This is a genomic window from Thermodesulfobacterium thermophilum DSM 1276 (genome assembly GCF_000421605.1).
GTDB classification, from domain to species: Bacteria; Desulfobacterota; Thermodesulfobacteria; order Thermodesulfobacteriales; family Thermodesulfobacteriaceae; genus Thermodesulfobacterium; species Thermodesulfobacterium thermophilum.
The window spans coordinates 1-26662 of the sequence record NZ_ATXI01000001.1; the positions used below are offsets into that span (position 1 = coordinate 1).

The following is a 26662-nucleotide window of genomic DNA, read 5'->3' on the forward strand; positions in this document are numbered from 1 at the left end:
TTCCTTCTTCTGCTGACATCCTGCTAATCCAATCACACCAGCTAAAGCCAAACTTAACATGAAAGATACTACCTTCCTCATCTCTCTTACCTCCTCCCTTTAATTTTTAATTTGTATAAAGTATTCAACTTTTATTTTTTTGTCAAGGGTTTTTTATCTAAATCCTAAAATTCTTTTTTAAAAACTAAACTCTTGTATAAACCTGTTTTCATGTATTTTAATAATCTTTCCTGTTTTATATCAAGAAAACCTAAAAGTTGAGGAGGAACCTTATATTTAAAAACATCTACTCCCCCGCCTATCCCTAACATATTGATTAACATATTTGAAAGAGCAACTATAGCTGCCACATCACTTTGTAACATAAGGTCAGGGTCATGATGCGCTCTTATGGCAAAACAGATGTTTTCAGGGAATCCCCATCGTTGTAAAAGGGTAGCTCCAACCAAACCATGATCTACTCCAAGCACTAACCACTCTACTTGAATAAAGTCTTGTTTTGTATTTTCTTCAAAGGTTTTCATGAACTTATTTAATTCAAGTTTAGTGTAAAGATCTAATACGATCTTTCCTATATCGTGTAACACCGAAGCTACATAAACTGCCTCTATCTTATTTATCGAAAAACCTATATCTAAAGCTATTTCCTCTGCGATAAAACCACAACCTAAAGAATGCAACCAAACATCTTCAGAACTTAATCCATAACCTATCAGACTTTTTTCAAAATAGTTTTTAGCTACAGAAGCCACAATAATAAACTTAATCTGGTTAACCCCAAGCAGCATCAAGGCTTTAAACAAGGAGTCTACTTTTTGAGGTAGTCCAAAAGCAGGAGAGTTAACTATCCTCAAAAAATTGGCTACGATACCAGGATCACTTTTGATAACCCTCTCTACCTCTCTTAGATCTACCTCTTCCTTCCTTAAAATTTCTAAAGCTTGCATAGCAACCTTAGGAAAGGTTGGAATCTTATCAACCTTATCAAAAATTCTTTCTAAAACTTGTTCTATCATAGCTTTTCTTCTTTCCCGTCAATTTTTATTTTGACCATCTTTTCTTCTAAATCTACCTCAACTTTTACACCACTGTTAAGCCCTATCCTAAATATTACCTGATCTTCTGGTATCATATATCTTTTGAACATCATCTTTACTATTTTTAGATTTACCTCTGTAAGGTTTAAAAATTCAGGATTATTCTGATAAACACTACCTCCAGCCACCACAATTTTAGCGTGACTCCAGTTTATCCCAGAACGTTCTATTTCTTCTAAAAACAAAGGAATAAGAGATTCTCCAGAAAAAATTGTGACCCCTTCTTCTATTTCTAAATCTAAATCCTTATAAGGCAAAACAAAACAACATAACCCACCTTGTGTTTTTGTTTTGTCCACCACTCCTATAGCCAAACCACTTCCAAGAAAACCTGTGGTTAAAACCACTGGTTTATCTTTAAAGATTTGATATTGACCTATATCTACTTTTACTCTCATAACTAATCCCTGTTTAAGTAAAATCCATGATACGATATTTTTTGGTAGGAGCGCTAACTACCTCTAAGCTGTCTATTTCTTGTAAAGCCTTTAATACGTTTCTTTCTTTAGCTTCGTGAGTAAGCATCACTATAGGAACCGCCTGTTTCTTTTTTTGCCTTCCAATCTGAACCACAGAGGCAATACTTATGTTATACTTACCTAAAACACCAGAAATTTTAGACAATACCCCTGGTTTATCTACCGCAGAAAAACGAAAATAATATTTAAACTCTACTTCTTCCATAGGCTTTATTTTATATCTTTTTTTATCAAAGGTCAAGGGATACTTTATAAAAGGCTTCTTTTTAAAAAAAGAAAACTCTATGGCTGTGATAAGATCACTTACTACGGCACTAGCAGTAGGTTCTTTACCTGCCCCCAACCCATAAAGTAGAACGTCTCCTACAAAATCTCCTGTAACATAAAAGGCGTTGTAATTTAAACGAATAGAGGCTAAAACATGATTTTCAGGAATAAGGGTAGGATGAACCCTTACTTCTATGTCATTTTTATGTTTGATAGCAAAGGCTAACAGTTTGATAACATAACCAAAATTTTTAGCAAAATTTAAGTCTATAAGGTCTATATTCTCTATCCCTTCTACATAAACCTGCGAAGCTTTAATAAAACTACCAAAGGAAAGGGAAGCCAAAATAGCTATCTTATGGGCTGCATCCATACCGTTTATGTCTAAAGTGGGATCAGCCTCTGCGTAGCCTTTTTTTTGAGCCTCCTTTAAGGCTTCTTTAAAATCTGTCTTTTCTTCCAGCATTTTAGTAAGGATATAATTAGTCGTTCCGTTCACTATCCCTACTATCGATTTTATCTTATTCCCTATAAGTGCCTCTCTAAGAGTTTTTATGATAGGAATACCTCCACCTACCGAGGCTTCAAAACCTAAAAACCTCTGCCTTTTTAAAGCCTCTCCCCAAATTTCGTCTCCATATTCAGCAAGTATAGCCTTGTTTGCTGTCACTACCTCCTTTCCCTTTTGTAAAGCCTTTAGCACATACTCTTTAGCCGGTATAATTCCTCCCATCAACTCACACACGATAGATATCTCTGGATCCTCTAATATGTCTTCAAAAGAGGTGGTAAAAATCTCTGGACTAACCGAAATACTTCTTATCTTCTTTGGGTCCCTTACTAAAATCCGTTTAATCACAGGTACTAATCCTATTCTTTCTTTGATAACCTCGCGATTTTTTTCCAACAACTCATAAACCCCTGTCCCTACCGTTCCAAAACCTAAAAGCCCTATCTTTACCTCCTTCATAAAACCCCCTTTCTTAATCTATCTTAAAGATAGGTCACATACCGAACACCCTAATCCTTCAACCTGGTCTTCCCCTAAATATATCACTTGTTCCTTTTTACAGCCATAACGATAAACGGTAACTCCTTTAAGACCTAACTCATAAGCCTTTAAATAAATAGCCTTTATTTCTTCAACGGTAGTCTCTGGAGATAAATTTATGGTTTTAGAAACGGCATTATGGGTATGCCTTTGGAAAGCGGCTTGAACCAAAAGATGATTTTCAGGAGATATTTCATAAGTAGTTACAAAAAGTTTTTTAATTTTTTCTGAAATTTTTACATGTTTTAAAGTGCCTACTTTTTTTACCTGAGATAAAATCTCTTCTACCTCATCGTCTTTATAACCTTCTTTATACAAAAACTCTAAAAACAACGGGTGAAATCCTTTTAAAAGTTTATTCTCTAAAGTCTTTCTTTCGTAATAAACTCCAAAAAGAGGTTCTATACCTGAAGACACACCAGCTATTAAAGAGATACTACCTGTAGGAGCGATGGTAGTGGTGGTAGCATTCCTTATAGGTAAATTAAAGCTATCCCAAAAACTACCGTAAAAAGCAGGAAAACATCCTCTTTCTTTAGCTAACTGATGAGACGCCTTTACAGACTCTTTTTCGATAAATCTCATAACCTCTTCTGCTACCTCTAACGCTCTTTTTTCTCCGTAAGAAACCTCTAACTTGATAAGCATATCGGCAAAACCCATCACTCCCAATCCTATCTTTCTCGTAAGCCTGGTAATTTTAGCAATCTGCGGGAGAGGAAACCTGTTAACCTCTATTACGTCGTCTAAAAACCTTACTGCTAACCATACAACCTCTTTTAGTCTTTCCCAATCTATTTTTTTATCTTTAACAAAATTTGCTAGGTTTATAGATCCTAAATTACATGACTCAAAAGGTAATAAAGGCTGTTCTCCACAAGGGTTAGTAGCCTCGATTTTTCCCAAATGTGGGGTTGGGTTATACCGGTTTATGGTATCAAGAAACAAAACCCCAGGGTCTCCAGAGGCCCAGGCACAATAGGCTATCTTTTCAAAAAGTTCCTTAGCCTTTACATATCTTTCAACTTTCTTATTTCTTGGGTTAACCAGAGGAAAAACATCTCCCTTTTTTACAGCCTCCATGAAAGAATCAGTTATCCCTACCGAAAGATTAAAATTTTTTAAAGCTTCAGGGTCTTTGCACTTTATTTCTATAAACTCTTCTATGTCAGGGTGGTCTACCCTGAGAATTCCCATGTTAGCGCCTCTTCTTTTCCCCCCCTGCTTGATAGCCTCAGTAGCGGCATCAAACACTTTAATAAAAGAAATAGGTCCACTGGCTATCCCTTGAGTGGTTGCTACTATGTCTCCTTTAGGTCTGATCTTTGAAAAAGAAAAACCTGTTCCCCCACCAGATTTATGGATAAGAGCAGCGTGTTTTAGGGTTTCAAAAATAGATTCTAAAGAATCTTCAACAGGAAGGACAAAACAGGCAGAAAGCTGTCCCAAAGGAGTTCCTGCATTCATAAGGGTGGGAGAGTTAGGTAAAAAATCTAAATTAGCCATAAGCTGATAAAATTTTTCCTGATAAAAATCTACTTGAGAGTTACCACCAAAATTAAGCTCTCCTTCTGCCACGGCTTTGGCTACTCTTTGAAAAAAGTCTTCGGGGGTCTCTACTACTTCTCCCTCTTTTTTTAAAAGGTATCTTTCTCTCAAGATCAGCCAGGCTGATTCGGTTAAATTAATAGGGCCTTTTGTCATAAAACCCAAAATCTTTAGTGGTTTAGGTCTACCAGAACCAAAGTTTGATATTTAGGGTCAGGTGGATTTTGTAGGTCGATGTTTTGGAACTCTAAAGATAGTTTGTTCAGAACAAAGTTAAGAAAAGAGTCTAAAAGTTCCTTTTCGTAATACCAATGATTTTTTACATAATTTTCAAAACTTGCAAACAACATCTCTTTTATTTCTGGTTTAAGTTCACAACGATTTTCTTTTTCATAAAAAAGTTCGTTTATAACCTTTGTCCAAGAACTTTTAGGTAAAGCTTTAAACATAAATTCATTTTTATCTTTCCAGTAAAAAAGAGAAGTGATTATAAGGCTACTCCAGGTTAAAAAGTTTACATCATAGTTTCTACCTGGAAGGTTTACCTCTCTAATCCAGCCAAGAGGTGAACCAAACATTCTCTCTATCACAGGAGCCATATACCCTATCTCTTCGATGTATCTACGGACGGTATTGAACTCACTAACTCTTTTAAAAAAAGTATATTCTTCTAAAGTACCTATTTTTTCTGGACGAAAACATTTAATTTGATTAAGATTTTTTACCCAAACCCCTTCTAAGTATCCTTTATATGGTTGGTCAAGATATCTCAAAACCGAGGGGTCAAAATCTTTGCTTTTAACTATAGATAAAGCAAACCTTCTAAGGTTTTTAAGTAAGGTTTGAGCTATTCTAAAAAAATCTTCGAGAAAATGTTCTTCTACCAATCGTTTAGCCACCTCCAAATTCCCTTGAGAAAGATACTCTATTCCTAAGTTTAAACTACCCCAGACTTTATCAAGACTTTTTTTGACCTGTTCTATCTCGTCTATCACTACATTATCAACGATAATTACCTTATTAGACAACCAGGCAAGCTCTTTTTTAATCCTATCTATCTGATAAGGATCTTCGATTGTTTCTAAAACCTTAAAAATCATCAAGGTATCATCTCCGGTATAAACCATAATATTAACCGGAGAAAACTCCTCTTTCTCTTCAGAAGGAGGAAGATAAACAGGTTCAATTTTTTTTAAATTTTTAGGATGCAGTGGAGTATAAACGTCTAAAGCCTCAAAATATTCAGGAATTCCTTCGTCAGCTAACCTTCCATTCCTCCATCTATAAGCTCTTTCTTCTACCTCTATCGGTATCTCCCAGATTACAGACTCAAGTAAAGCAAAATAAGTTTCTGGCATTTCTTCTCTTAAAAGTTCTATCATCCTTCTAAAGTAAAACTCTAAAGCTTCGTTTTTAAACTCTATAAAATAAAAATCATCTAACGTAAAATACGGCAAAAAATCCATAGCTTCTATCAGTTCCATATCATCTGGTTTTTTATATACCTTGATAAACTTTTGGAAAATGGCTATTAAAAAATCAAAATCTGCTACCCTCAACCATTCTACAACCTTACCTTCTCCTGCCTGAAAAAGCAATACAATCCAAGAAGCTACCCTTTCTGTTTTGATCCGATCTTTATACCAGCAATCTATGTCGAACATAAACTGAATCTGAGTCCCTTTAGCATAGGAAAGGAGTTCTACCGCTAAGTCAAGAGAAGAAGCTTTTATGGTTAGGAATAACTCTTGATAAGGTAGATTTTTTACCAAACCCTCTGGATAAGGAGAGTTTAGTATAAGTTTAGCTTTAGCTTCCCAAGGGACACTGAGCACTAATTCATATGCTTTATAAAAATCTAAAGCTTGAAGCTTTTTCTCTAATTCTTGGTCTGGACTTTTTAAGATCTCCTCTAACGTGAGACCTTCATAGGTCCTGTTGAAAAGCATCTTCATAATGAAAAACCTCCGAACCTTTAATCACTACCACGTCAAACCTTATATTCTTTATTTTACTTAAACTTTGAGAATTTTTAACCCAAAATTCTTCAGCTACCGTAAGAATTTTTTTCTTTTTTCTTAAATCAACCTTGTCTTCTGCAATAAGTCCTAAGTTTTGAAAATCTGCCTTTACTTCTACAAAAACCAATAAATCTTTCTTAACCGCAATCAAATCTATCTCTCCTTGCTTAGTACGAAAATTCTTACCTATAATCTTAAAACCCTTGGACCTAAGATATTTTTCTGCTAAACTTTCGGCTAAATTTCCTTTTTCTTTTGAGGAAAAAAGGCCGATTAATTTTTTAATCATAGAAAACACTGATAATAAGTTCTATGAACCTCGCAAGGACCATAAATTTTAATCTTACTGAAATGAAGCTTAGTCCCATAACCTTTGTGCTTTTCAAAACCATATTGGGGATAAACCTTGGCAAGCTCTTTCATATAGTTATCCCTTGCCACCTTAGCCAGTATCGAGGCTGCAGCTATACAAACACATAGATCATCACCATTTACTACTGCTTTCTGTACTCCTCGATATTCAGGAATCAACAAAGGCCCATCTACTAAAACCACCTGTGGTTGAGGATTAAGCCTTTTTAAAGCCTCATACATAGCCTTAAAGGTAGCTTTGAGGATTCCTTGAGCATTTATCTCGTCAACGTCTACTTTAGCGATAGCGTAGGTTAAAGCGTTAGAGCAGATGTAATCAAACAGCTCTTCTCTTTTTTTTGGGGTTAATTTTTTGGAATCTTTTATTTCCTTAGGGTCAAAACCTTCTGGAAGGATAACTGCTGAAGCAAACACAGGGCCTGCAATAGCCCCTCTTCCAGCCTCATCTACCCCAGCTATAAGACTATATCCACATTCTTTTAGATGACGTTCTAAATCTGAAAAACAAGTTATTAAAGATTTATAAGAAAAGAAAAAACAACCCTTTTTCTTCAACTTTAATTTCTAATACAGGAAGGGGCTAAGCCCCTTCCTGTATTATTCCATAACTTTGTTATCAAATCTTTCTTTGATACGAGCAGCCTTACCAAAACGTTCTCTAAGATAGTAGAGCCTTGCCCTTCTTACCTTACCTCTCCTAACAATTTCTATTTTTTCTATCCTTGGAGAATGTAAAGGGAAAGTTCTTTCCACACCTACCCCAAAGGAAACCTTTCTTACTGTAAAAGTGGCGTTAATTCCAGAGCCCCTTCTCCTAATCACTATCCCTTCAAAAACTTGGATTCTTTCTTTTTCCTCTCCTTCTTTTAACCTAAAATGAACCCTCACTGTATCCCCAGGATTAAACTTAGGAAGATCTTCTTTTAAATAACGTTTTTCTACCTCTCTTACCAAGGGATGCATAAAATAACCTCCTTATCTCCAGTGCCTTTTTGATTTTTTTACTTTTTTAAACATAAAAATGGGGAGGCCGACGGGGCTCGAACCCGCAACACCCGGGGCCACAGCCCGGTGCTCTACCATTGAGCTACGGCCTCCACCTATAGTTGAATAATATTATAGTATACCCTATAGAAAATTCAATAGCCTAACTCAAACTTTACCTTAAAAACTCAACAAACTCTTAGTGTAAACTATCAAAACTTGTAGTATAATCAAAAATCATAAAAACATAACAAGTATTTAAATACATTAAAACCATGACCAAAAGGATAAATCCTAACCTTCTTACCTTGTTAAGGGTGGTATGTTTACCTGTTCCTTGCCTACTTCTTTTTATAAACTCATCGATCGCTAAATTTATAGCCATGGGCTTGTTGTTATTTCTTTCTCTAACCGATTATTTTGACGGCCTCTTAGCCAGAAAATACAACCAAACCTCAAAACTTGGGGCACTCCTTGACCCGATAGCCGATAAAATCTTTGTAACTACCATCTATCTTATCATGGTAAAACTTGACTATTTCCCGTTTCTACCTGTCTTCTTTCTTCTGCTGAGAGAAATTCTAATCTCTTTTTTAAGAAGTATACTTCCTCAAAGCATGAAAGTTAGTCTGATAGCTAAATTTAAAACTTTTTTCCAGATGTCCTTAGCTGTAGGGGTAATATTTGCTAAAACCCTCTATCCTGCCCTAAACCCTACCTTAGTAGAAATACTTGTTTGGATAGTAGTACTTCTTTCTTACCTTAGTGGTTTAAAATATATTCTACGTACTATTAATAAGTTAGATTATATTTTTCAAAAACAATTTCAAAATAAACTGCTCTATGAGGTTTTTTGTCCTTTGTTGTTATTGTTATCTTTTCCGTTTACAGAAAACTTTTTCTGGGTGGTACCATTCCTTATAGGAATGTTATTTTTAAAAGGAGCTAACAAATTAGAGACAGAAAAAAAAGAAGAACGAATTACTCTTTTAGGATTTTTTTTGTTATCCTTAGCAGGAATGCTTGAAGCTATCCTTTGGGGAAAGATAAAATTTTCACTACTTTTCTTGTTGTTTTATCTAATCTTAAAAGAAGGGATTAAAAGTTTTAATATTATAAAAGAAGCTTTTAAATTCTAATTTTCTGGTTCTTCTTGTTCTTCTTTTTTACCTGGAAATGGAATAACCTTTTCTTCAGGTTCTTTTTTTTCTGGTTTTTTGGGGATTTCTTTTTTTGGTCTGAAAGAAAAAGAAGGTTCGGCAAACTTAATAGGAACTGCTTGTTGATAAAGGCTTAAAAGAGTCTTAGGTATCTCAAGGGTATACCAAACTATATGAATCCTCTGTAAAGTAATCGTAGGGATTCCAATCAAATAAGGATAAAGCCCTGTTTTATCAAAGTTAACCAAAGCAGGCCATTCTACCTCAAAAAAATCCTTTTTTTCTAACACAAACTGGATGCTTTCAAAAAGAGGATTATAACAAACGATACCTAAAAAAAGGCCTGTCTGCAGCTGAAAAAGTACAGGTTGTTTACCTACAGGTTGTTCTCTCATATAAATATTTTATTCTCCTTTATGGTTTTTGCAACTTTGATTTTTAGTTACAGTGTATACCTTATCAACTTTAGGTTGTAAAAATTAGTTTTTATGTTTAATTTAAAAGTAAAGATTTAGAAAAATTGGGTCAAGTGTAAAAGAAGGGGGGTTAATGGAAAAAGCTCAAATTTTAGATCAACTTCAACAAAACCCTGAGACTATAGATCATTTAATTTATCAAGCTGTTTTTGAAGAAAGATCTCGGTTAAATGTTTTACAGGAAGCACTAAATGATTTAGGGTTTCGTGGTTATAGCATTTATCCCTTATATAGGGAATTTTCAAAAAAGTTTCTTGGTTTTACTGTCCCTGCCATAAACATTCGAGGAATGACTTATGATATAGCCAGGGCTATTTTTAGAACAGCCAAAAGACTTAAAGCCGGAGCTTTTATCTTTGAGATAGCCAAATCTGAAATAGGGTATACCAAACAACCTCCGTTAGAGTATGCTACCGTAATTTTAGCCGCTGCTTTTAGAGAAAACTATCGTCTGCCGATCTTTATCCAGGGAGACCATTTTCAACTTAACAGAAAATCCTTCTTTGCAAACCCTGAAAGAGAAAAAGAAAATCTTAAAAACCTGATAAAAGAGGCTATATCAGCCCAGTTCTATAACATAGACATAGATGCTTCAACGTTGGTAGACTTAGAAAAAGAGGATGTGTTTGAACAACAGAGATACAACTATGAAGTAACCGCAGAGTTTTGTGACTTTGTAAGAGAAAACGAACCTAACGGGATTAAAGTAACCTTGGGAGGAGAAATCGGAGAGATAGGAAGTAAAAACAGCACCCCAGAAGAACTAAGAGCCTTTATGAAAGGGTTAAATCAGAGTTTAAAAAAGGGAGAGGGAATCTCTAAGATTAGTGTCCAGACAGGCACCACCCATGGTGGGGTGGTGTTACCTGATGGGAAAATAGCTGAAATCAAACTTGATTTCAATACGTTAAGAGAGCTTTCTAAGATAGCCAGAGAAGAGTTTGGTCTTGCAGGAGCCGTCCAGCATGGAGCCTCTACCTTACCTGAAGAATACTTTAGTCTTTTCCCAGAAAACGAATGTATAGAAGTTCACTTAGCAACCGGCTTCCAAAACCTGCTTTACGATCATCCAGCCCTTCCCTCTGAGTTTAGACAAAAAATCTATCAGTATCTTAAAAACAACTTCAAACAGGAATGGAAAGAAGGACTTTCAGAGGTCCAGTTTATCTATAAAATCAGAAAAAAAGGGTTTGGGGCCTTTAAAAAAGAGTGGTGGGACCTTGATTTAGGGGTAAAAAAAGCCATCTTAGAAGATATGGAAAAGCTTTTAGAGAAAATCTTTTTACGTTTAAACCTTAAAGATACTGAAAACCTGATAAAAAATTTGTTTAACCTTTAAGTTTTATAAAATTGCCTGGTAAAACCTGGACTATTCCCTTAAACTCAAGTTCTGTGATGGTGGACAAAACCTCAGATGCGGGAAGGTCGGTTTGTAAAAGAAGGTCCTCTAAGTGTATAGGATAAGATGAAAGAAAAGATAACACCTCTTTTTCCTCTTTGGTTAGATTTTGCTGCGCTGTGTGAGCTTCACTTAAATCAAACAGGTTAGGAATTCTATCCTTTTCTTCTATCCCTAACAATTCTAACAATTCTTCTGGAGAAAAGACTGGTTGAGCACCTGATTTTATGAGAAAATGGGTACCTTCACTTTGAGGAGAAAAGATACTCCCTGGAACAGCATACACTTCTTTGCCCTGATTTAAAGCCCATTTAGCGGTGATAAGGGTTCCGCTTTTCTTCCCGGCTTCTACAACCAAAATAGCCTCTGAAAAACCACTTATCAGTCGGTTTCTTATAGGGAAATTTTCCTTTCTTGGAGAGGTACCAAAAGGAAATTCTGACACTACAGCCCCGTATCCATCAGAAATTTTATCGAATAAAGGCTTATTTTCAGGAGGGTAAACCACATCTAAACCTGAGCCTAATATTGCTATCGTTTTACCCTCAACCTCTAAACAAACCTTATGTGCTATCGTATCGATCCCCCGTGCAAGACCAGATACCACGACTACACCTGCCTCTGCAAGCCTTTTAGAAAACTTATAGGCTGCCTCTTTTCCATAGTTAGTAGGCCTCCTTGATCCGATTACCCCAACCGAAGGACTTGTTTTCTCAAGATTACCCTTTACATAAAGAAAAATAGGAGCATAAGGGATAAGTTTAATTTTTTCTGGAAACTCTTTGTCCTCTCTAAAAAGGATCTTTATTCCTAATTTTTCTGCCTTTTCAAACTCTTTAAGACCTAAAATCTCTATCTCTTTAACTTTGTATTTTTTATAAGCTAAAATTTCCTCTAAAGGGATGTTTTCCTCAAAAAATTTTACGGTTTTTAAGACGTTTTTTTCTTTAAGATAAAAACCAAGCCAAAGGACCTTTTTATCCATCCATAAACCTTAAGGTCAAGTTTTGACTTGAAAGCTTAAAATCTATAAAAGAGGAAAAATTTTCTAAAAACGCTTTAAGGCGTTCTAAACAGTTGGGGTCTAAAGGTTTATCCCAGTTAAACTTAACAGATTTCCCTTTGATGGTGATCACAAGTTTACCTTGTTTTAAGGTCAAAAATAAAAGCTCACCAAGCCCACAAAACAAACCTTTTACAAGATTATTAGGAAGGCTTACCTCTCCTTTCTCTTCTTCTACCACCTCTTTTAAGACGTTATGTTTGAAAACTAAATCTGCTTCCCAAAAACCTAAAGTCTCTTCTAACAAAGCTTTTAAGTCCCATGGTCCTAATGAAGTATCGTTTATGTCTGCATAGGCTATGTCTAAACGTTGCAAAAGTTTTTTAAGAAGGTTAAAAATCTTTTCTAACCTTACGGCTAACTCTTCTGCGGATAACGAATCTTTTTTCATCAGAAGTATCTGAAGTTCTAAAAAAGCCCCTTGCAGTATTCCTCTGAGGTTATGAAAATAACCTTGGGTTAAACTTCCTAAGGCCAAAGTTTTGCAGAAAAAAAGATCTTCTTTCATTGTTCTTTCAAAAGTTCCCTTGAAAGTAGGGCTCTTTTAAGGGTTAAAGGGTCTACAAACTGTAAATCCATACCCATAGGTACACCACAGGCTAACCTGCTAACCTTTATAGGATAGTCTTTCAGCACTTGTAGGATGTAGCTTATGGTGGCTTCTCCCCCTAAGGTTGGAGAAAGAGCAAAAATAACCTCTTCAACCCCTCTTTTTTTTATCAAAGACAGAAGTTTATCTATCTCTATCTCTTTAGGACCTATTCCATCCTTAGGGGATAGAAGATAGTGTAACACAAAATAATATCCTTTATATATACCTGTATTTTCTATGTGAAAAAGATTAACCGGATTTTCTACGATACAGAGAGACTTGACCTCTCGGGTATCATCATTACAGATTTTACATATCTCCTCTTCAGAAAGATTTCTACAAAACTTACACAACCTTACCTTATAAGGTAGTTCTTTTATTAAATCCCCTAAGTTTTCACAAAACTCAGGCTTTGATAACAAAAATAAGGCAATCCGGGTAGCACTTTTTTCCCCTATCCCTGGAATTTTAGAAAGAGATTCTATAAGTCTTCTTAAAGTAAGTGGATAACCAACTGACATAACGTCTAAAATAATCCAGGAAGGTTGAAACCTCCTGGTAACTTCAAGCCACCGGTAATCTTTGCCATTTCTTCTTCTACCATTTCTTTAGCTTTTCTTAAGGCTTCGTTTACTCCAGCTAAAACCAAATCTTCTAACATCTCTTTTTCTTCTGGGTTTAAAAGTTCTTTTTCTATTTCTATAGAAAGGATTTCTTGTTTTCCGTTAGCAGTAACGGTTACCATACCTCCACCTACCTGTACGGTAACCGTCTTTTCTTCAAGTAACTTTTGAGCCTCTTCAAGTTTCTTTTGCATCTTTTGAATTTCTTTCATCATTTGTTGTAATTGGGGTGGTAGCTTCATACCTTTACTCCTGGTTTAAGATTTGAATGTTAGCTATTTTAGCAGAAAAAATAGACAAAACCTCCTTTACTTCAGGCCTTTCTTTTATTTCTTCAACCTTAGGTTGAGATACAGGCTCAACCTCTATGTTTACTGTTTTTTTAAAAAAGTCTTTAATCTTTTCTATAAGCTCTTCAAAATGTGGAGAATTTTTTAGTGTTGTTTTAACTCTTAAACGTATATGGGAGGCATCAAAAGAAGGGTCAGGTAAACTTTTGGCAAGACCAAACAAAAGAGGACGTTCCCTTTTAAGTTTTTCTAAAAACTCTTGCCAGGTTTTCTCATCGGAAACCTGAGGCTCTTTTTTTTCTTCAACTTCAGCTACCAAAGGTTCTGAGCTTACCTGACCAAAGGTAAGGTTAGGAAGGCTTTCAAGTTTTTCTATCAGTTTGTTTATCGGAACCAATTTAGCTTGTTCACAAATCCTTACCAAGGCTAACTCAAACTGTAGTTGAGGATAACTACTTCTTCTTAAAACCTCAAGGTCTCTGGTAAGACTTTGTAAAACCAAAAAGATTTCTTCCAACTCATACTCTAAAACCAGGTCCACAAGCTGAGGATTTTGGAATGGCTGAGTTTTTTCATGAGGTAAGGCTTTCATCAAGAAAAGCTCTCTAAAAAACTCAGTAAGTTTTTCCATAAGATAGATCAAATCTATTCCTTGTTCATAAATCTTTTGAGCCACTTCTAAGGTTTTCCTTAGATTTTTTTCTAACAATACTTGGGCTAACTCTTCTATCAAAAGGGCTTCATGCCATCCAAAAGCCTGGATGATATCTTCTTTGGTATGACTACCATAGGCCATAGCCTGATCTAAAAGCGATAGGGCATCCCTTAAACTCCCTTGAGCTTCCTTGGCAATAAGCCTTAAGGCATCTTCTTCTATTTGATAGTTTTCTTTTTCACAAATAGACTTGAGATGCTTTATCAACTGAGGCAGGTCTAACTTTCTAAAATCATAACGTTGACATCTCGAAAGTATGGTAGGTAAAAGTTTATTTGGCTCTGTAGTAGCTAAGATAAAATAAACGTGGGAAGGAGGCTCTTCTAAAGACTTAAGCAAGGCGTTTGAAGCCTCTTTGGTAAGCATATGGGCTTCGTCTATGATGTAGACCTTAGCTTTACCTCTGGTAGGGGCATATTTAAAGTTTTCTATGATTTCACGGATCTGGTCTATACCTCTGTTTGAGGCAGCATCTATCTCTATAACGTCTACAAAAACCCCGCGGTTAATCTCCAAACAATTAGGACACTGATTACAGGGCTCGTACCCGTCAATTAAGTTTAAGCAGTTTAAAGCTTTAGCTACAATCCTTGCTATCGTGGTCTTACCTGTTCCCTTGATACCAGAAAATAAAAGGGCATGAGAAAGTTTCCCAGATTTTATAGCATTAGCTATAGTCTTAACTACATGGATTTGACCGATTACTTCACTAAAAGTCTGAGGTCTATACCTTCTGGCTAAAACCAAATAAGACATGTTTACTATTTTAAAGCTATTTTGAAAGTTTACAACCGAAACCTGAAATCCAACTCTCTTTTAGTTTTTCGATTTCTTCCTCATATTCTTTTGCAGGCCTCTCCATACCACAGGTAAGACACCTTACCTTAGCCTTAGCTCAGGTGCCCTCTAAAACCGCCTTTCCTCCGCAGTACTTACACGTAAGATAATCCTCGCTCTCCTTTGTTTTATAAAGTTCTGAAGACCTTTCCATTTTTCTCTAAAAAAATCGAGTTACTACATATTCTGCAAAAGGAAGACAGGCTGTAAAGGCTGGAGAAACGGCATTTAAAATATGAAGGCTATGTTTGTCCCCTTCTATCACAAAATCCTGAACTAACTCCAAGGTATTCTTGTTTAAAAGTTGAGCTCTTATCCCTGGCTTGCCCCATCTGTTAAAACCTTTTTCATCCATTCGGTAGACCAACTTTTTAGCCTCCTTTATCAGATACCTCCTATGATATTTCTTTAGCTCATCCAAGGCAAGACTCCTAAACTTAGGATTTTTAAAAAAGAGTAGGCCTAAATAACCTGTAATTTCAACCAACTCAGAAAACCTTAGGTTAGAAAAAATCTGATAGTTTTCTCTCGAAAAACAAGGGGTAGCCGTAGGGCCTATTTTAATGGTACCGTCAACTTTTATCGTAAAATGAACACCTAAGAAAGGATTTTTAAGATTTGGCGTGGGATAGATGTTTCTCGAGATAAACTGAGAATTGCCTGTATATTCCAGATAAAGTCCTTTAAAAGGTAAGATAACGTAGTCTTTACCAAAACCAAAGTCTTTGGCTATCTTATCCGCATAAAGACCGGCTGCGTTGATGATTTTTTCTGCAGAAAAAACAAGGTCTCCTGCTAAAATGGTATTTTCATCAAGTCTTTTTTGATAAGGAGTTTTAAAGAAAAACCTTACTCCTTCTGCCTCTAGGTCTGTTTTAAAAGCATGTAGGATCTCTATAGGATTTACGGTAGAGGTGTTAGGACTCCAAAGGGCTAACTGAAAGGTTCTTGCGTTAGGTTCGATTTCTTTAAGTTCTTTTTCGTCTATCAGATAAACTTCTACTCCGTTAGCCTCACCCCTTCTTTTTAGTTCATAAAGGGTAGGAAGGTCTTCTTCAGATTTAGTTACCACTACCTTTCCACATTTTCTAATACTAAGGCCTTTGGCCTCGCAATAACGAGTAAGTTCTTCGTTCCCCTTTTTAGTGAATTTAGCTTTTAGCGAATCTGGATAGTAGTAAAAACCTGCATGAAGCACCCCACTATTTCTTCCACTACTATGAGCCCCCAGTGTCTCTTCTTTTTCTAAGACAATGATTTCTTTTTCTGGAAAACGCGTTTTTAATTTTAAAGCCAAAGCAAGTCCAACGATGCCTGCTCCGATGATAAGAAAATCTGTCTTTATTTTTGGCATAAGCTTAAATTAATTAAGTTTTTCCTTTAGTCAAGTCTTGTGTTTTTTTAGTTGAAAAAAAAACAAAAAACCCTATTATTTAAAACATGAAAAACTTAGTTCTTTATAGGTCGCTAAACTCCTTTTTAAAAGAAAAATTTGGAGAAAAGGTAAAAAAAATCCCCTTAGATGCTGGGCTTACCTGTCCTAACCGTGATGGGACCAAAGGATATGGAGGATGTATTTACTGTGATGCCAAAGGGTCTGGAACCGGGCTTTATGCCCAAGGTAAAACCTTAGAAGAACAGGTCTTACACTTTTTAAGTCTATACAAACCTAAAGGATTTAATAAGTTTATCGCTTACTTCCAGTCGTTTAGTAATACCTACGCAGACCTTCAAACCCTTAAAAGATTTTATGACGTCTTGTTTTTAGATAGTTCCATCGTAGGGATGGCGATAGGAACTCGCCCTGATTGTGTAAACGAAGAGATAATCAAACTTTTACTTAACTACATAGATTTGGGTTACTACGTATGGGTAGAGCTTGGATTACAAACCATCCATAACGAGACCTTAAAAAAAATAAACCGAGGGCATACCTTTGAAGATTTCTTAGAAGCTTATAATCTGTTAAAAAAGTTTGGTATACCGGTGGTGGTACATATTATCTTTGGATTACCTGGAGAAACCAGAGAAATGATGTTAGAAACAGTAAAAACCCTTGGTAGACTTAAGGTCGACGGAATTAAATTTCACGCCTTATACATCCCTAAAGGTTCTCAACTCGAAAATTGGTATCGTCAACAAAAATATACACCTTTAGAGAAAGAGGAGTATGTTTCTTTAGTAGCAGAAGCTTTAACCTATCTTCCAGAAACAACGGTGATCCATAGACTATGCTCAGAAGCGCGAAAAGAAGATTTGATTGCACCTCTATGGGTTGCCCAAAAACACGAGGTAGTATCTCAGATCCAAAAGTTTATGCAAGCCAATCAGCTTTATCAAGGAAAAAATTTTAACCGTATTTAATGTTTTATCTGCAGGTTGTTTATTATGGTCTTAACCCCTGGTACACTTTTAGCTATAGCTACTGCTTTAGACCTCTGATATTCGTTTTCTACCACCCCGGTAAGGGTTACCACACCGTTTACCGTATCTACATCAATAGAAAAGGCTTTTAAATCTTTATCTTCTATGATTTTCATTTTAATCTTAGCGGTGATCTTTGCATCATCTATCTGTGTACCGACACTCCTTGGATCAGTAGCCACCTTATACCCTGCCGCAACCCCACCACCTACCAATACCCAACCACATCCCCCAAGGTTTAACCCTAAACCTAAAATCATCAAACCCAACCCTAATTTTTTCAAAATCATCTGACTAAAGGTTTCTTGATTTTTTCCGATTTTATATCTAAAATAAAAATAACTAAGCATAAGGAGCCTCCTTATGAAAATAGAAAATAAAAACTTAGCTTTCTTTAATTTTACCATAAAACCTGAAAAGGTAGAAGGAGGGGACAGCTCCTTCGCCAAATATCTAAAGGTAGCCCTTTCTGAGTTAGAAACACAGGAGTTTTTACAAAAGACCCAAGAAGAGAAAACCCAGATGGCTTTTAACAAAATAGAGCAAACTTTAGGAGTCTTAGAAAGTATGGTAAACTCTTCGTTATCTTCTTCAAAAGCAGAAACTATAGGAGACTTCTTACTTTCGCAAGCGATGGAGATAGATAAGATTGTCTCCTCTTTACCTGAGTCTTATACCAAAAAATTTATCAAAGACTGGGCCTTTCTCCTTGGGGTAGAAGCCCAGAAAATAAAAAAAGGATTTTATTCTTAATGCCTTTTTCTTAAGGCTAATTCTAACAGTTTTTGAATTAAACTTTCAAAGGTATAGCCTGCTACTTTAGCAGCAAGAGGTAAAAGGCTTGTTTCTGTCATACCAGGGATGGTATTAGTTTCTAAAACATAAAGTTCCTGGTCTTTTATGATCATGTCTGTTCGGCTATAATGTCTTAGTTTGAGGCAGTTGTGTGCTATCAAGCCATAGTTTTGCGCTTTTTTTGTCAGCTCTTCTCCTATAGGTGCGGGGCAAATTTCTTCTGCCAGTCCTGGGGTGTATTTGGTAGTATAATCAAAGGTCTCAGAGGACTTAGGTATGATCTCTACCACAGGTAAAGGTTTGTCATCTAAGATTCCTACCGTGATTTCTCGCCCTTTCAAATACTCTTCTATCAAGATTTCGTTATCGACAGCATAGGCCTTTTCTAAGGCCTCAGACAAATCTTTTTCTTGTTTGACTATGGTTAAACCTATACTTGAACCCTGAGTTGCAGGTTTTACCACCAAAGGATATCCCAACGATTTAGCAAAATCTCTTGCTTTTTCAAAACCTTCTTCCTTGGTAAAAGAGCGTCCTTCTGGAACTTTAAGCCCTGCTAAACGATAGAGTTGTTTGGCTAAACCTTTATGCATGGCAAGGGCGCTCCCCAAAACTCCTGCCCCCTGATAAGGAAGACCTATAGAATCTAAAAAACCCTGCAAGGTTCCATCTTCTCCCCCAGGTCCATGTACTACTAAAAAGGCACAATCAAACTCTTTAGCCCTCTGCATCAAAGCCAAAAGGTCGGTTGCTGGGTCAAAAAACTCATACCTATGTCCTAAAGCCTCTAAAGCCTTCTTTACTGCTTGAGCTCCTTTAAGAGAAACCTCTCTTTCAGAAGACCTCCCCCCTGCAATTAGAGCAACCCTTAAAACAGACTTCGAACACATCCCTTGCCTCCTTGTCAAGTCTTTCTAAGGTTAAAAGTTGTTCGGGACCAAAACTTAAACCTTTAAAAATCCTATCCTCTATCACATAAGAAAGCTTTTCTAAAAAATAGATCCTAATTTGAGAAGAAAGGGTTTTACCATATCTTATCTTAAGGTCAGAAAACCTTTCTTTAAGACAAACTATCTCTTCGTGTTTTACCCTTTTGTCTGTATAATAAACGATCTCTTCTTCGGTTATCGGACCTTTTAGGGTGCTAAGGTCTAAATATACATGGGATTTTATGATAGAAGCTATTTGAGGATAGCCTAAACTTTTTAAAAACCTATAACCTGCTATAGCATGGTTAGTTCCTTTTAAGATAGCTTCGTATTTTTTTATGTCATGAAGCAAAGCCCCTGCGATCAGTAAAGGAATCTCAAGGTTTGCCTTAAATTCTTTTTTTAATCTGCATCCTAAAAATAGCGAAAGTAAAGCCACTTTTTCAGAATGACTGATGATATGAGGAGGGACTCCTTCTTTTTCTAAAAGAGCATAACAATCTTTTACCGAAAGCATCGCTTAAAGGGTTAGGTTATAAATTTTAGCCAGAAAAGATAGACAGGAGAGGCCACCATAACCCCATCGATCCTGTCAAGAAGGCCACCATGTCCCCAAATAATTTTCCCTGAATCCTTTTTGCCTACCATCCTCTTAAACGCAGACTCTAAAAGATCACCCAACACCCCAAACAAGCATAAAATCAAACTGGTTAAAAGATTTATCTCAAAACTAAAAATTTTAAAGAGGTAATTACAAAAAACACTTACCACAACCCCCAACAATATTCCTCCTATAAATCCCTCCCATGTTTTTTTAGGAGAAATTTTAGGTACAAGTAGTCTTTTTCCTAGAAGTTTTCCTGTTAGATAAGCCCCGGTATCATTAGCAAAAACCACCGCAAAAAAATAAACCAGATGTTCCCTGCTAAAAAAACTTATAATTTCTAAAAAAGGGTAAAGCCCTATCCCTACATAAAAAAGGCCTAAAACTGCCGGAAAAAACTCTTTAGCAAACCTATCTTTTTCATACTGTCTAAGAAAAGGTAAGAAAGGAAATACCAAGAACATAAAAAAAACCATCAAAGGGTCTTTTAACCAAAAAAAGCCTAACAATCCAAAGAACCATAAAATAGACAAACCTAAAAACCAGGGAAACTTTAAGTCATAAAGCCTTGTCCATTCATATAGGCAGATTAAGCCAGAGAAACCTACCAAAGTTATAAGTAATTGATAAGGGCCTTTGATTAAAACAACCACCAGAAGAGGAAAAAGAACTAATGCCGTAACTACACGCTTAAAATTCACACACACCGCCAAACCTTCTCTCTCTCTGTTGGTAAGACCAAAGCGCCTTTAGATACTCTTCTTCGGTAAATTCTGGCCAATAAACAGGGGTAAAATAAAGTTCAGTATAGGCTATCTGAAAAAGTAAGAAATTAGAGATCCTTTCCTCGCCACTTGTGCGGATAAGGAGGTCTGGATCAGGTATGTCTTGGGTATAAAGATGTTCTCTAAATACCTTTTCGTCTATGGTTTCTGGGTCTAACAGGCCTTGTTTGACCTTAGTTGATATGTCTTTTACAGCCTTTAAAATCTCTGCCCTACCCCCATAGCTTAAGGCTAAACACAAAGTAAGCTCAGAGTTGTGTCTGGTTTCTTCCTCTATCTCTTCTATCAAATCCACCAAATCTTCGGAAAAATCTTTCCTATCCCCGATTACTTTTAAACGAATACCTTTTTCTATCAAAAAGTGCTTTTCCTTAGTAAGATAAACCTTAAAAAGTTCTAAAATAGCCTCTACTTCTTCCTTAGGGCGCTTCCAGTTTTCTTTAGAAAAGGCAAAAAGGGTTAAATAGGGAATTCTTAGTTCATAGGTCTTTTCTATCACTTTTTTAGCGGTTTCTGCCCCTTTTTTATGACCATAAAACCTGGAGAATCCATGCTTTTTAGCCCATCGGCCGTTACCATCCATGATTATAGCAACATGCTGGGGAAGCTTAGAAAGGTCTAAAGAAAATGAAGAAAAAGCCATCGGGTTATACGGAGAGGATCTCTTTTTCTTTATCTTTTAAAACCGTATCTACCTTTTTGATATAATCGTCTGTAAGTTTTTGCACTTTCTTTTCAAGTTGATTGTAGTCATCCTCTGAGATCTCTCCTTTCTTTTTAGCTGCCTTAAACTTTTCAAGCACATCCCTTCTGATGTTTCTTATGGCAATGCGAGCCTCTTCAGCCAGTTTGTTAGCTACCTTTACCAGTTCCTTTCTTCTTTCTTCGGTAAGAGGTGGCATCACCAGCTTGATGGTTTTTCCGTCTGAGGTAGGGTTGATCCCAAGGTCAGATTTTTGAATAGCCTTTTCTATCTCTTTTACCAAACTTGCATCCCAGGGTTGAATAACTATGGTTTTTCCTTCGATGATGTTAACGGTTGCTATCTGAGGAATAGGCATCTTTGTTCCATAACAGTCCACCTTGATACCCTCTAACAAACCTATAGAAGCCCTGGAAGTCCTTAGATGGGAAAACTCTTCTTTAAGGTTTTTAACTGTCTTTTCCATTCTGTTTTTCGCATCCTCTAAGGCTTGGTTCACAGACCTCACCTCCTTTAAGCTTTGATGTAAGTTCCTACACTTTCTCCTAAAACTGCTTTTTTAATATTTCCGTAGTTTAAAAGGTTAAAAACCAGGATAGGAAGTTTATAGTCTCTAGCTAAGGAAAAAGCTGTAGCATCCATCACTTTAAGCCTCTTATGCAAAGCTTCATCAAAAGTAAGCTCGTCAAATTTTTTAGCATCAGGATGTTTTTTCGGGTCTTTATCGTAGACACCATCTACCTTGGTAGCCTTAAAAAGGACCTCACACTTAAGCTCAAGAGCCCTTAAAACCGCGGCGGTATCGGTGGTAAAAAAAGGATTGCCGGTACCACAGGCAAGGATAAGTACTCTACCTTTTTCCAAATGCCTGATAGCCTTTTCTCTTATGTAAGGTTCTGCTACTTCTATAACCTCAAGAGCAGACATCACCCTGCAGGATACCCCCTGCGCTTCTATGGCATCCTGTAGGGCTAAGGCGTTGATAAGGGTTGCAAGCATACCCATGTAGTCTGCCCGGGCTCTATCCATCCCTTGCTTTTCTCCGGCTACCCCTCGAAAAATATTTCCTCCTCCGATAACTATACCTATCTCCAGCCCATACTGATAAACCTCTTTTAACTCCTCTGCTATCTGGTTGATCACCTTAGCATCTATACCAAAAGACTTACTTCCAAGAAGAGCCTCTCCCGAAATCTTAAGAAGCACTCTTTTATACTTTAGTTCAGTCACCCTATTCTCCTATCTGAAACCTGGCAAACCTTTTGATAACTATTCTTTCACCGGTCTTGGCTATCAACTCATTTAAGAGGTCCTGGATGGTAACCTCTGGGTTTTTGATAAAAGGCTGTTCTAAAAGCACGTTTTCTTTATAAAACTTTTCCATCTTACCTTCTACAATCTTAGGAATAACATTTTCAGGCTTTCCGCTTTCTCTTACCTGCTCTTCATAGATTTTTTTTTCTCTCTCGATTACTTCCTGAGGCACCTCTTCTCTGGTGACAGCTACAGGGTTGGTGGCAGCAATCTGCATGGCTATGTCATGGGCAAACTGTTGAAACTCCTCTGTTCTTGCCACAAAATCTGTCTCACAGTTTACCTCAACAAGCACACCGATTTTTTTGTTGCTGTGAATATAAGCAGCTACCACCCCTTCACTGGTTGCCTTACCGGCTCTTTTAGCGGCGATAGCAAGACCCTTTTTCCTCAAAATATCTACTGCCTTTTCTATGTCTCCACCTGCCTCTTCCAAGGCTTTTTTACAATCAGAAAAACCAGCAGCCGTCCTTTCTCTAAGCTGTTTTATAAGGTCTATACTAATCTGAGCCATCTCTTAAAACCTCCTTTTTCTTTTAGTCTATATTTTTAGCAAGTTCTTCAAACTTGGTTTCCTTCTTTTCTTCTGCCAGTATCTCTTCTAAAATAGCCTCAGCCGCTGCCTCTTCATCTCTCTTCAAAAATTCTTCCTCTAAACTTAACTCTTTGTCTGTTTGAGCAGCCACCTTTTCCTTATAGATCTCTAAACCCTCCAGGCAAGCATCAGCAATCTTTCCGGTAATAAGTTTGACTGCCCTTATAGCATCGTCATTTCCAGGAATGATATAGTCTATTAAATCTGGGTCACAGTTGGTATCAACGATGGCTACGATAGGGATACCAAGTTTTCTGGCTTCTTTTACCGCAATTTTCTCATGGACTGGGTCTACCACAAACAGCGCCTGAGGAAGGGTTTCCATATCTTTAATACCTTTTAAGTTCCTCTCAAGCTTGTTTTTTAAACGCTCAAGTTTTAATCTTTCTTTTTTAGGGAACCTCTCTATCGTCCCATCTTCGAACCAGGACTCAATCCTTTTTAACTTTTCCACACTCTGTCTTATAGTCCTAAAGTTGGTAAGGGTACCTCCAAGCCAACGATAATCCACATAATACATTCCACATCTTTCTGCCTCTTCTCTGATGGTGTCTTGGGCCTGTTTTTTGGTGCCTACAAACAGAAGCTTTCCACCTTCTGCTACCAGGTTTACCACAAACTCGTAGGCAATCTCAAAATACTTAAGGGTTTGTTGAAGGTCGATGATGTGGATCCCGTTTCTTTCTCCAAAGATGAAGGGCTTCATCTTGGGATTCCAACGACGGGTCTGATGTCCAAAATGAACACCAGCTTCCAAAAGCTGCTTCATCGTAATGTGAGCCATTTCTCCTTCCTCCTTTTTGGGGTTTTAGCTTCCGCCTAAGGTAATGGAACACAGAACCCCTTGTCTCAAATAAGGGGCACCCCAAACCTTAGACGTGCTTTTTATGTTTTCCTAATTAAAACATAGTTTTATATTTTTTCAACTTAAAAACCAAGAGAACCTAAGGTGTCCAACGACAAAACTGGTCTAAAATTTGAAGGCCAGGCTTTCCGCTTTTTTCAGGATGAAACTGAAGGGCTACCAAGTTTTTATAGGCTACCACCGAAGGAAAGGGGATGCCATGAAAGGTAATCCCGTATATTACCTCTTCCTCTTCTGGCACCACATAATAACTGTGAACAAAATAATATTCATACTCTGGGTCAAGACCCTGAAAAACAGGATGAGGCCTTTGCCAAACCACCTGGTTCCACCCCATATGCGGCACCTTTAGTCTTTCTCCCTCAAACAAAAGAGGATCAGGAAATCTTTTTACCCTACCTTTGAGAAGACCTAAGGTCTTAGTTCCTCCGTCTTCTTCGCTTTCTTCAAAAATTACCTGCGTACCAAGACAAATACCTAAAATAGGAGTTCCTTTTAAAAAAGTCTCTTTTAAAAACTCGTCTAAACCTGTTTCTTTTAAACTATCCATCGCACTTTTAGCCGCCCCTACTCCTGGAAAAATAATCCTTTCTGCCTTTTTAAGCTCCTCTGGGTCATGAGAAATAATCCATCTATATCTGAAAAAGGAAAGCGCTCTGGCTACACTGGTAAGATTACCAGCCTTGTAGTCAACTATCCCTATCATAACCCATCCACCTCTCTTTTAAAATCTCTAACCTCTTCCCTGGTAGCTACATTCTCTAAACTGAGGCTCTTCCTCTTTAAATCTGCCTCAAACCTTTTTAAAAGCCTCTTAAGCTTTCTTCTTAAAGCCCCGTCTTTAAAGTCTTCTTCCAACCCAGAATTCTTGATGAAATTTTTAAGCCTTCTTACGTTTATAGCTGCCCGAGATAGGCCACGATAAAAGGGTTTTTCTATGAACTCAGCCGTCAAATCACGCTCTATGATGGCTAAATACCTTTCTATTACAGCTTGCTTTAAAGCCTTGAGCTCTTCTTGAGTAAGGGTAAGGCCTAACCCTTCTGGAGGAGGTGAGGTAAGGTAGAAAAAGCTATTCCAAAAACACACCTCCGGGATCTCTCCGCCTTCATAAAGGATAAACTCTATCTCTTGTAGAACCTCTTTTCTTATACCCATCTTTTCCTGTAGTGTTTAATCTTCTCTTTCAGCTAAACTTTTTAGTTCATCTATAGGTGGAAGGTCTTTCAGGGATTTTAATCCAAAATATTCTAAAAAGAAAGGGGTGGTTCCGTAAAGAAGGGGCCTTCCAGGCACGTCTTTTCTACCAACCACCCTGATAAAGTTGTTTTCCAGCAAAGTTTTAAGGGCAGCCCCGACATCAACCCCTCCTCTTTTGGCAGAAATCTCAGCCCTGGTAATCGGCTGAAAATAGGCTATCACAGCCAAGGTCTCAAGAAGGGTTTTCGTCCATCTAAACCCTTTAGGCTTTAAAAAGGTTTTAAGATAGTCTGCTACCTCTGGGGCACTTTCTAACCGATAACCCTCAGCCACCTCAACCAGCCTAACCCCTCTTGACTGATATTCCTTTTTAAGTTCCTGTAAAATGCTTAAAATTTCTCCCTTCGAAAGGTTGTCACAAACCTGAGACAACTCCTTTAAACTTACCGACCGACCTGCCACAAAAAGCACCGCCTCAACCACCTTTTTATAAAAATCCCTCTCGTAAAACATCGTTTTTAGGCTGAATAGTAGGTTTGACCTTCAAGTTCTTTTAACTTTAAGACTCCTTCTTGAGAAAGTCTTTCTAAAAGCTCTAACAAAACCTTAGGCTCTACCCCGAAGGCTTCGCTTAATTCTTCGACTGATGCAGGCCTTCTTTTTACGTAGGCTACCACCTCTTTCTCTAAACCTTCAAGAGTTAGACTTAAAAGCCTTCTCTCAAGCCTCTCTCTATTTACTATAACCTCTGTCTTTTCTCCTAAAAATCTGGCTATTTCCTCTAACTTAGCATAAGATAAAGGCCTGGCCTCTTGATAGGCTACCGGCCTTACCGCTGTGTTTAACTGAACCTTATGAGGGTCTATCTCTTCTATAAATTTCTTTAATGCTTCCAGGTCTTCTTGGCTGTCGTTTATCCCTGCAAGGAAAAACACCTCAACCCACATCTCACCTTTCATCTGTTTTCTCAACTCTTTTAACCCATCGATGATGTTTTCTAAACTTATCCCTTTAGCCGGCCTGTTTATGAGGTTAAAAGTTTCTGGACGGGCAGCATCAAGGGAAGGAAGCACAAGGTCAGCCTCACACAAAGCCTCTCTAACCGAAGATATATGCAACAAAGTGCTGTTGGTAAGCACAGCCACAGGCTTTGAAAGGTGCTTTTTAGCTAAAAACAGGGTCTCTTCAAAATAAAAGTTTAGGGTAGGTTCTCCACTCCCTGTAAGGGTAAAAACATCAAAAAAATCCTGTTTTTCTTTGGCAGTAAGTATGGCCTCTTCTATCTCCTCTTTGGTAAAATAAAACCTTCTTTCAGTGGTAAGAAAGGTGGTTTTTCCTACCTCACAGTAAAGGCAATCCATAGAGCAGACCTTTCTTGGAACCAAGTCTATCCCAAGAGACCTGCCAAGCCTTCTTGACCGAACAGGACCAAAAAGTAAACTCTTCTTCCAAACAAAGGATTTTTCCATAAAAA

Annotated in this window: 32 protein-coding genes and 1 tRNA gene; 4 read left to right on the plus strand and 29 right to left on the minus strand. The window is 37.2% G+C overall.

The window, feature by feature from the left end; genetic code table 11:
* Positions 1 to 164: 164 nt before the first annotated feature.
* The 9 genes from H529_RS0100010 to H529_RS0100050 form a co-directional block, all read right to left on the minus strand.
* Positions 165 to 1016 (minus strand): HDOD domain-containing protein, encoded by an 852-nt coding sequence (locus H529_RS0100010; protein WP_022854523.1) that lies wholly within the window; start codon positions 1014 to 1016, stop codon positions 165 to 167.
* Positions 1013 to 1495, minus strand: a complete 483-nt coding sequence (locus H529_RS0100015) for a chemotaxis protein CheD (protein WP_022854524.1) — start codon at positions 1493 to 1495, stop codon at positions 1013 to 1015. Before H529_RS0100015 ends, H529_RS0100010 begins: the two co-directional genes overlap by 4 nt.
* A 13-nt stretch (positions 1496 to 1508) precedes the next feature.
* A complete protein-coding gene (locus H529_RS0100020) occupies positions 1509 to 2813 on the minus strand; it encodes a homoserine dehydrogenase (protein ID WP_022854525.1) in 1305 nt (434 codons plus the stop codon).
* Positions 2814 to 2831: 18 nt separating this feature from the next.
* Positions 2832 to 4598, minus strand: coding sequence for an adenosylcobalamin-dependent ribonucleoside-diphosphate reductase (locus tag H529_RS09485; RefSeq protein WP_022854526.1), 1767 nt, complete (start codon positions 4596 to 4598; stop codon positions 2832 to 2834).
* A 14-nt stretch (positions 4599 to 4612) separates the two neighbouring features.
* Positions 4613 to 6397 (minus strand): DUF6178 family protein, encoded by a 1785-nt coding sequence (locus H529_RS0100030; RefSeq protein WP_022854527.1) that lies wholly within the window; start codon positions 6395 to 6397, stop codon positions 4613 to 4615.
* Positions 6369 to 6752, minus strand: coding sequence for a YraN family protein (locus tag H529_RS0100035; RefSeq protein WP_051132392.1), 384 nt, complete (start codon positions 6750 to 6752; stop codon positions 6369 to 6371). Before H529_RS0100035 ends, H529_RS0100030 begins: the two co-directional genes overlap by 29 nt.
* Positions 6749 to 7390, minus strand: a complete 642-nt coding sequence (locus H529_RS0100040; protein ID WP_022854529.1) for a ribonuclease HII — start codon at positions 7388 to 7390, stop codon at positions 6749 to 6751. Before H529_RS0100040 ends, H529_RS0100035 begins: the two co-directional genes overlap by 4 nt.
* Before the next feature lie 42 nt (positions 7391 to 7432).
* Entirely contained in the window at positions 7433 to 7798 is a 366-nt protein-coding gene (rplS, locus tag H529_RS0100045; RefSeq protein WP_022854530.1) for a 50S ribosomal protein L19, read from the minus strand.
* 59 nt (positions 7799 to 7857) lie between these two features.
* Positions 7858 to 7932 (minus strand) — tRNA-His (locus H529_RS0100050).
* Between the two features lie 162 nt (positions 7933 to 8094).
* Here H529_RS0100050 and pgsA point away from each other — a divergent pair.
* On the plus strand, positions 8095 to 8958 hold the full coding sequence (gene pgsA, locus H529_RS0100055) for a CDP-diacylglycerol--glycerol-3-phosphate 3-phosphatidyltransferase (protein WP_022854531.1): 864 nt from the start codon (positions 8095 to 8097) through the stop codon (positions 8956 to 8958).
* Here pgsA and H529_RS0100060 read toward each other — a convergent pair.
* Positions 8955 to 9374 (minus strand): hypothetical protein, encoded by a 420-nt coding sequence (locus H529_RS0100060; RefSeq protein WP_022854532.1) that lies wholly within the window; start codon positions 9372 to 9374, stop codon positions 8955 to 8957. The two genes, pgsA and H529_RS0100060, sit on opposite strands and share 4 nt — an antisense overlap.
* A 154-nt stretch (positions 9375 to 9528) precedes the next feature.
* On the opposite strand from H529_RS0100060, the gene H529_RS0100065 reads away from it, so the two are divergent.
* On the plus strand, positions 9529 to 10794 hold the full coding sequence (locus tag H529_RS0100065; RefSeq protein WP_022854533.1) for a class II fructose-bisphosphate aldolase: 1266 nt from the start codon (positions 9529 to 9531) through the stop codon (positions 10792 to 10794).
* Here H529_RS0100065 and dprA read toward each other — a convergent pair.
* The 6 genes from dprA to lhgO form a co-directional block, all read right to left on the minus strand.
* A complete protein-coding gene (gene dprA, locus H529_RS09490; protein WP_022854534.1) occupies positions 10784 to 11839 on the minus strand; it encodes a DNA-processing protein DprA in 1056 nt (351 codons plus the stop codon). The two genes, H529_RS0100065 and dprA, sit on opposite strands and share 11 nt — an antisense overlap.
* Positions 11832 to 12425, minus strand: a complete 594-nt coding sequence (locus H529_RS0100075; protein WP_022854535.1) for a hypothetical protein — start codon at positions 12423 to 12425, stop codon at positions 11832 to 11834. Before H529_RS0100075 ends, dprA begins: the two co-directional genes overlap by 8 nt.
* Entirely contained in the window at positions 12422 to 13030 is a 609-nt protein-coding gene (gene recR / locus H529_RS0100080) for a recombination mediator RecR (protein WP_022854536.1), read from the minus strand. The genes H529_RS0100075 and recR overlap by 4 nt, the downstream gene beginning before the upstream one ends.
* A gap of 5 nt (positions 13031 to 13035) precedes the next feature.
* The gene (locus tag H529_RS0100085; protein ID WP_022854537.1) at positions 13036 to 13374 is read right to left on the minus strand and encodes a YbaB/EbfC family nucleoid-associated protein; all 339 of its coding nucleotides are present in this window, start codon (positions 13372 to 13374) and stop codon (positions 13036 to 13038) included.
* Between the two features lie 4 nt (positions 13375 to 13378).
* Complete coding sequence (gene dnaX, locus H529_RS09495; RefSeq protein ID WP_022854538.1) at positions 13379 to 14893, minus strand: DNA polymerase III subunit gamma/tau; 1515 nt, start codon at positions 14891 to 14893, stop codon at positions 13379 to 13381.
* A gap of 241 nt (positions 14894 to 15134) precedes the next feature.
* Positions 15135 to 16328 carry an L-2-hydroxyglutarate oxidase gene (lhgO, locus tag H529_RS0100100; RefSeq protein WP_022854540.1) on the minus strand — a complete coding sequence of 398 codons (1194 nt, stop codon included), beginning with the start codon at positions 16326 to 16328 and terminating at the stop codon, positions 15135 to 15137.
* Between the two features lie 86 nt (positions 16329 to 16414).
* On the opposite strand from lhgO, the gene mnmL reads away from it, so the two are divergent.
* Entirely contained in the window at positions 16415 to 17338 is a 924-nt protein-coding gene (gene mnmL / locus H529_RS0100105) for a tRNA modification radical SAM protein MnmL/YtqA (protein WP_022854541.1), read from the plus strand.
* On the opposite strand, the gene H529_RS09500 is transcribed toward mnmL, so the two are convergent.
* Entirely contained in the window at positions 17335 to 17748 is a 414-nt protein-coding gene (locus tag H529_RS09500) for a BON domain-containing protein (protein WP_022854542.1), read from the minus strand. The two genes, mnmL and H529_RS09500, sit on opposite strands and share 4 nt — an antisense overlap.
* A gap of 13 nt (positions 17749 to 17761) precedes the next feature.
* Here H529_RS09500 and H529_RS0100115 point away from each other — a divergent pair, with 13 nt between their 5' ends.
* Positions 17762 to 18151, plus strand: coding sequence for a hypothetical protein (locus H529_RS0100115; RefSeq protein WP_022854543.1), 390 nt, complete (start codon positions 17762 to 17764; stop codon positions 18149 to 18151).
* On the opposite strand, the gene H529_RS0100120 is transcribed toward H529_RS0100115, so the two are convergent.
* The 12 genes from H529_RS0100120 to H529_RS0100175 all read right to left on the minus strand — a co-directional run bounded on the left by H529_RS0100120 (position 18148) and on the right by H529_RS0100175 (position 26657).
* Positions 18148 to 19083 (minus strand): D-alanine--D-alanine ligase family protein, encoded by a 936-nt coding sequence (locus tag H529_RS0100120; RefSeq protein ID WP_022854544.1) that lies wholly within the window; start codon positions 19081 to 19083, stop codon positions 18148 to 18150. The genes H529_RS0100115 and H529_RS0100120 overlap by 4 nt on opposite strands.
* The gene (locus H529_RS09505; protein WP_022854545.1) at positions 19028 to 19639 is read right to left on the minus strand and encodes an HD domain-containing protein; all 612 of its coding nucleotides are present in this window, start codon (positions 19637 to 19639) and stop codon (positions 19028 to 19030) included. Before H529_RS09505 ends, H529_RS0100120 begins: the two co-directional genes overlap by 56 nt.
* Before the next feature lie 11 nt (positions 19640 to 19650).
* On the minus strand, positions 19651 to 20427 hold the full coding sequence (locus H529_RS11055; protein WP_022854546.1) for a phosphatidate cytidylyltransferase: 777 nt from the start codon (positions 20425 to 20427) through the stop codon (positions 19651 to 19653).
* Positions 20417 to 21154, minus strand: a complete 738-nt coding sequence (locus H529_RS0100135) for an isoprenyl transferase (RefSeq protein ID WP_022854547.1) — start codon at positions 21152 to 21154, stop codon at positions 20417 to 20419. The genes H529_RS11055 and H529_RS0100135 overlap by 11 nt, the downstream gene beginning before the upstream one ends.
* A gap of 4 nt (positions 21155 to 21158) precedes the next feature.
* Entirely contained in the window at positions 21159 to 21713 is a 555-nt protein-coding gene (gene frr, locus H529_RS0100140) for a ribosome recycling factor (RefSeq protein WP_022854548.1), read from the minus strand.
* A gap of 14 nt (positions 21714 to 21727) precedes the next feature.
* Positions 21728 to 22444, minus strand: a complete 717-nt coding sequence (pyrH, locus tag H529_RS0100145; RefSeq protein ID WP_022854549.1) for a UMP kinase — start codon at positions 22442 to 22444, stop codon at positions 21728 to 21730.
* Between the two features lies 1 nt (position 22445).
* Positions 22446 to 23042, minus strand: coding sequence for a translation elongation factor Ts (gene tsf, locus H529_RS0100150; RefSeq protein WP_022854550.1), 597 nt, complete (start codon positions 23040 to 23042; stop codon positions 22446 to 22448).
* Positions 23043 to 23064: 22 nt separating this feature from the next.
* The gene (gene rpsB, locus H529_RS0100155; RefSeq protein ID WP_022854551.1) at positions 23065 to 23907 is read right to left on the minus strand and encodes a 30S ribosomal protein S2; all 843 of its coding nucleotides are present in this window, start codon (positions 23905 to 23907) and stop codon (positions 23065 to 23067) included.
* Positions 23908 to 24067: 160 nt separating this feature from the next.
* Positions 24068 to 24694, minus strand: a complete 627-nt coding sequence (gene hisH / locus H529_RS0100160) for an imidazole glycerol phosphate synthase subunit HisH (RefSeq protein WP_022854552.1) — start codon at positions 24692 to 24694, stop codon at positions 24068 to 24070.
* Positions 24691 to 25146: a hypothetical protein gene (locus H529_RS0100165; protein ID WP_022854553.1), complete on the minus strand. Its 456-nt coding sequence runs from the start codon at positions 25144 to 25146 to the stop codon at positions 24691 to 24693. Before H529_RS0100165 ends, hisH begins: the two co-directional genes overlap by 4 nt.
* A gap of 15 nt (positions 25147 to 25161) precedes the next feature.
* Positions 25162 to 25701: an SMC-Scp complex subunit ScpB gene (gene scpB / locus H529_RS09515; protein WP_022854554.1), complete on the minus strand. Its 540-nt coding sequence runs from the start codon at positions 25699 to 25701 to the stop codon at positions 25162 to 25164.
* A 5-nt stretch (positions 25702 to 25706) separates the two neighbouring features.
* On the minus strand, positions 25707 to 26657 hold the full coding sequence (locus tag H529_RS0100175; RefSeq protein WP_022854555.1) for a radical SAM protein: 951 nt from the start codon (positions 26655 to 26657) through the stop codon (positions 25707 to 25709).
* Between the last annotated feature and the right edge of the window lie 5 nt (positions 26658 to 26662).

Excerpts from the sequence above, each read along its gene's own strand:
- scpB (WP_022854554.1), bottom strand. The coding sequence starts at position 25,701 with ATGTTTTACGAGAGGGATTTTTATAAAAAGGTGGTTGAGGCGGTGCTT.
- dprA (WP_022854534.1), bottom strand. The coding sequence starts at position 11,839 with ATGGATAAAAAGGTCCTTTGGCTTGGTTTTTATCTTAAAGAAAAAAAC.
- H529_RS0100035 (WP_051132392.1), bottom strand. The coding sequence starts at position 6,752 with ATGATTAAAAAATTAATCGGCCTTTTTTCCTCAAAAGAAAAAGGAAAT.
- H529_RS0100165 (WP_022854553.1), bottom strand. The coding sequence starts at position 25,146 with ATGGGTATAAGAAAAGAGGTTCTACAAGAGATAGAGTTTATCCTTTAT.
- H529_RS0100120 (WP_022854544.1), bottom strand. The coding sequence starts at position 19,083 with ATGTGTTCGAAGTCTGTTTTAAGGGTTGCTCTAATTGCAGGGGGGAGG.
- H529_RS0100060 (WP_022854532.1), bottom strand. The coding sequence starts at position 9,374 with ATGAGAGAACAACCTGTAGGTAAACAACCTGTACTTTTTCAGCTGCAG.
- tsf (WP_022854550.1), bottom strand. The coding sequence starts at position 23,042 with ATGGCTCAGATTAGTATAGACCTTATAAAACAGCTTAGAGAAAGGACG.
- dnaX (WP_022854538.1), bottom strand. The coding sequence starts at position 14,893 with ATGTCTTATTTGGTTTTAGCCAGAAGGTATAGACCTCAGACTTTTAGT.
- lhgO (WP_022854540.1), bottom strand. The coding sequence starts at position 16,328 with ATGCCAAAAATAAAGACAGATTTTCTTATCATCGGAGCAGGCATCGTT.
- H529_RS09485 (WP_022854526.1), bottom strand. The coding sequence starts at position 4,598 with ATGACAAAAGGCCCTATTAATTTAACCGAATCAGCCTGGCTGATCTTG.
- H529_RS09505 (WP_022854545.1), bottom strand. The coding sequence starts at position 19,639 with ATGCTTTCGGTAAAAGATTGTTATGCTCTTTTAGAAAAAGAAGGAGTC.
- H529_RS0100010 (WP_022854523.1), bottom strand. The coding sequence starts at position 1,016 with ATGATAGAACAAGTTTTAGAAAGAATTTTTGATAAGGTTGATAAGATT.
- H529_RS0100115 (WP_022854543.1), top strand. The coding sequence starts at position 17,762 with ATGAAAATAGAAAATAAAAACTTAGCTTTCTTTAATTTTACCATAAAA.
- H529_RS0100135 (WP_022854547.1), bottom strand. The coding sequence starts at position 21,154 with ATGGCTTTTTCTTCATTTTCTTTAGACCTTTCTAAGCTTCCCCAGCAT.
- rplS (WP_022854530.1), bottom strand. The coding sequence starts at position 7,798 with ATGCATCCCTTGGTAAGAGAGGTAGAAAAACGTTATTTAAAAGAAGAT.
- H529_RS0100030 (WP_022854527.1), bottom strand. The coding sequence starts at position 6,397 with ATGAAGATGCTTTTCAACAGGACCTATGAAGGTCTCACGTTAGAGGAG.
- H529_RS0100085 (WP_022854537.1), bottom strand. The coding sequence starts at position 13,374 with ATGAAGCTACCACCCCAATTACAACAAATGATGAAAGAAATTCAAAAG.
- mnmL (WP_022854541.1), top strand. The coding sequence starts at position 16,415 with ATGAAAAACTTAGTTCTTTATAGGTCGCTAAACTCCTTTTTAAAAGAA.
- H529_RS0100020 (WP_022854525.1), bottom strand. The coding sequence starts at position 2,813 with ATGAAGGAGGTAAAGATAGGGCTTTTAGGTTTTGGAACGGTAGGGACA.
- recR (WP_022854536.1), bottom strand. The coding sequence starts at position 13,030 with ATGTCAGTTGGTTATCCACTTACTTTAAGAAGACTTATAGAATCTCTT.
- H529_RS0100015 (WP_022854524.1), bottom strand. The coding sequence starts at position 1,495 with ATGAGAGTAAAAGTAGATATAGGTCAATATCAAATCTTTAAAGATAAA.
- rpsB (WP_022854551.1), bottom strand. The coding sequence starts at position 23,907 with ATGGCTCACATTACGATGAAGCAGCTTTTGGAAGCTGGTGTTCATTTT.
- H529_RS0100175 (WP_022854555.1), bottom strand. The coding sequence starts at position 26,657 with ATGGAAAAATCCTTTGTTTGGAAGAAGAGTTTACTTTTTGGTCCTGTT.
- H529_RS0100075 (WP_022854535.1), bottom strand. The coding sequence starts at position 12,425 with ATGAAAGAAGATCTTTTTTTCTGCAAAACTTTGGCCTTAGGAAGTTTA.
- pgsA (WP_022854531.1), top strand. The coding sequence starts at position 8,095 with ATGACCAAAAGGATAAATCCTAACCTTCTTACCTTGTTAAGGGTGGTA.
- H529_RS0100065 (WP_022854533.1), top strand. The coding sequence starts at position 9,529 with ATGGAAAAAGCTCAAATTTTAGATCAACTTCAACAAAACCCTGAGACT.
- hisH (WP_022854552.1), bottom strand. The coding sequence starts at position 24,694 with ATGATAGGGATAGTTGACTACAAGGCTGGTAATCTTACCAGTGTAGCC.
- H529_RS09500 (WP_022854542.1), bottom strand. The coding sequence starts at position 17,748 with ATGCTTAGTTATTTTTATTTTAGATATAAAATCGGAAAAAATCAAGAA.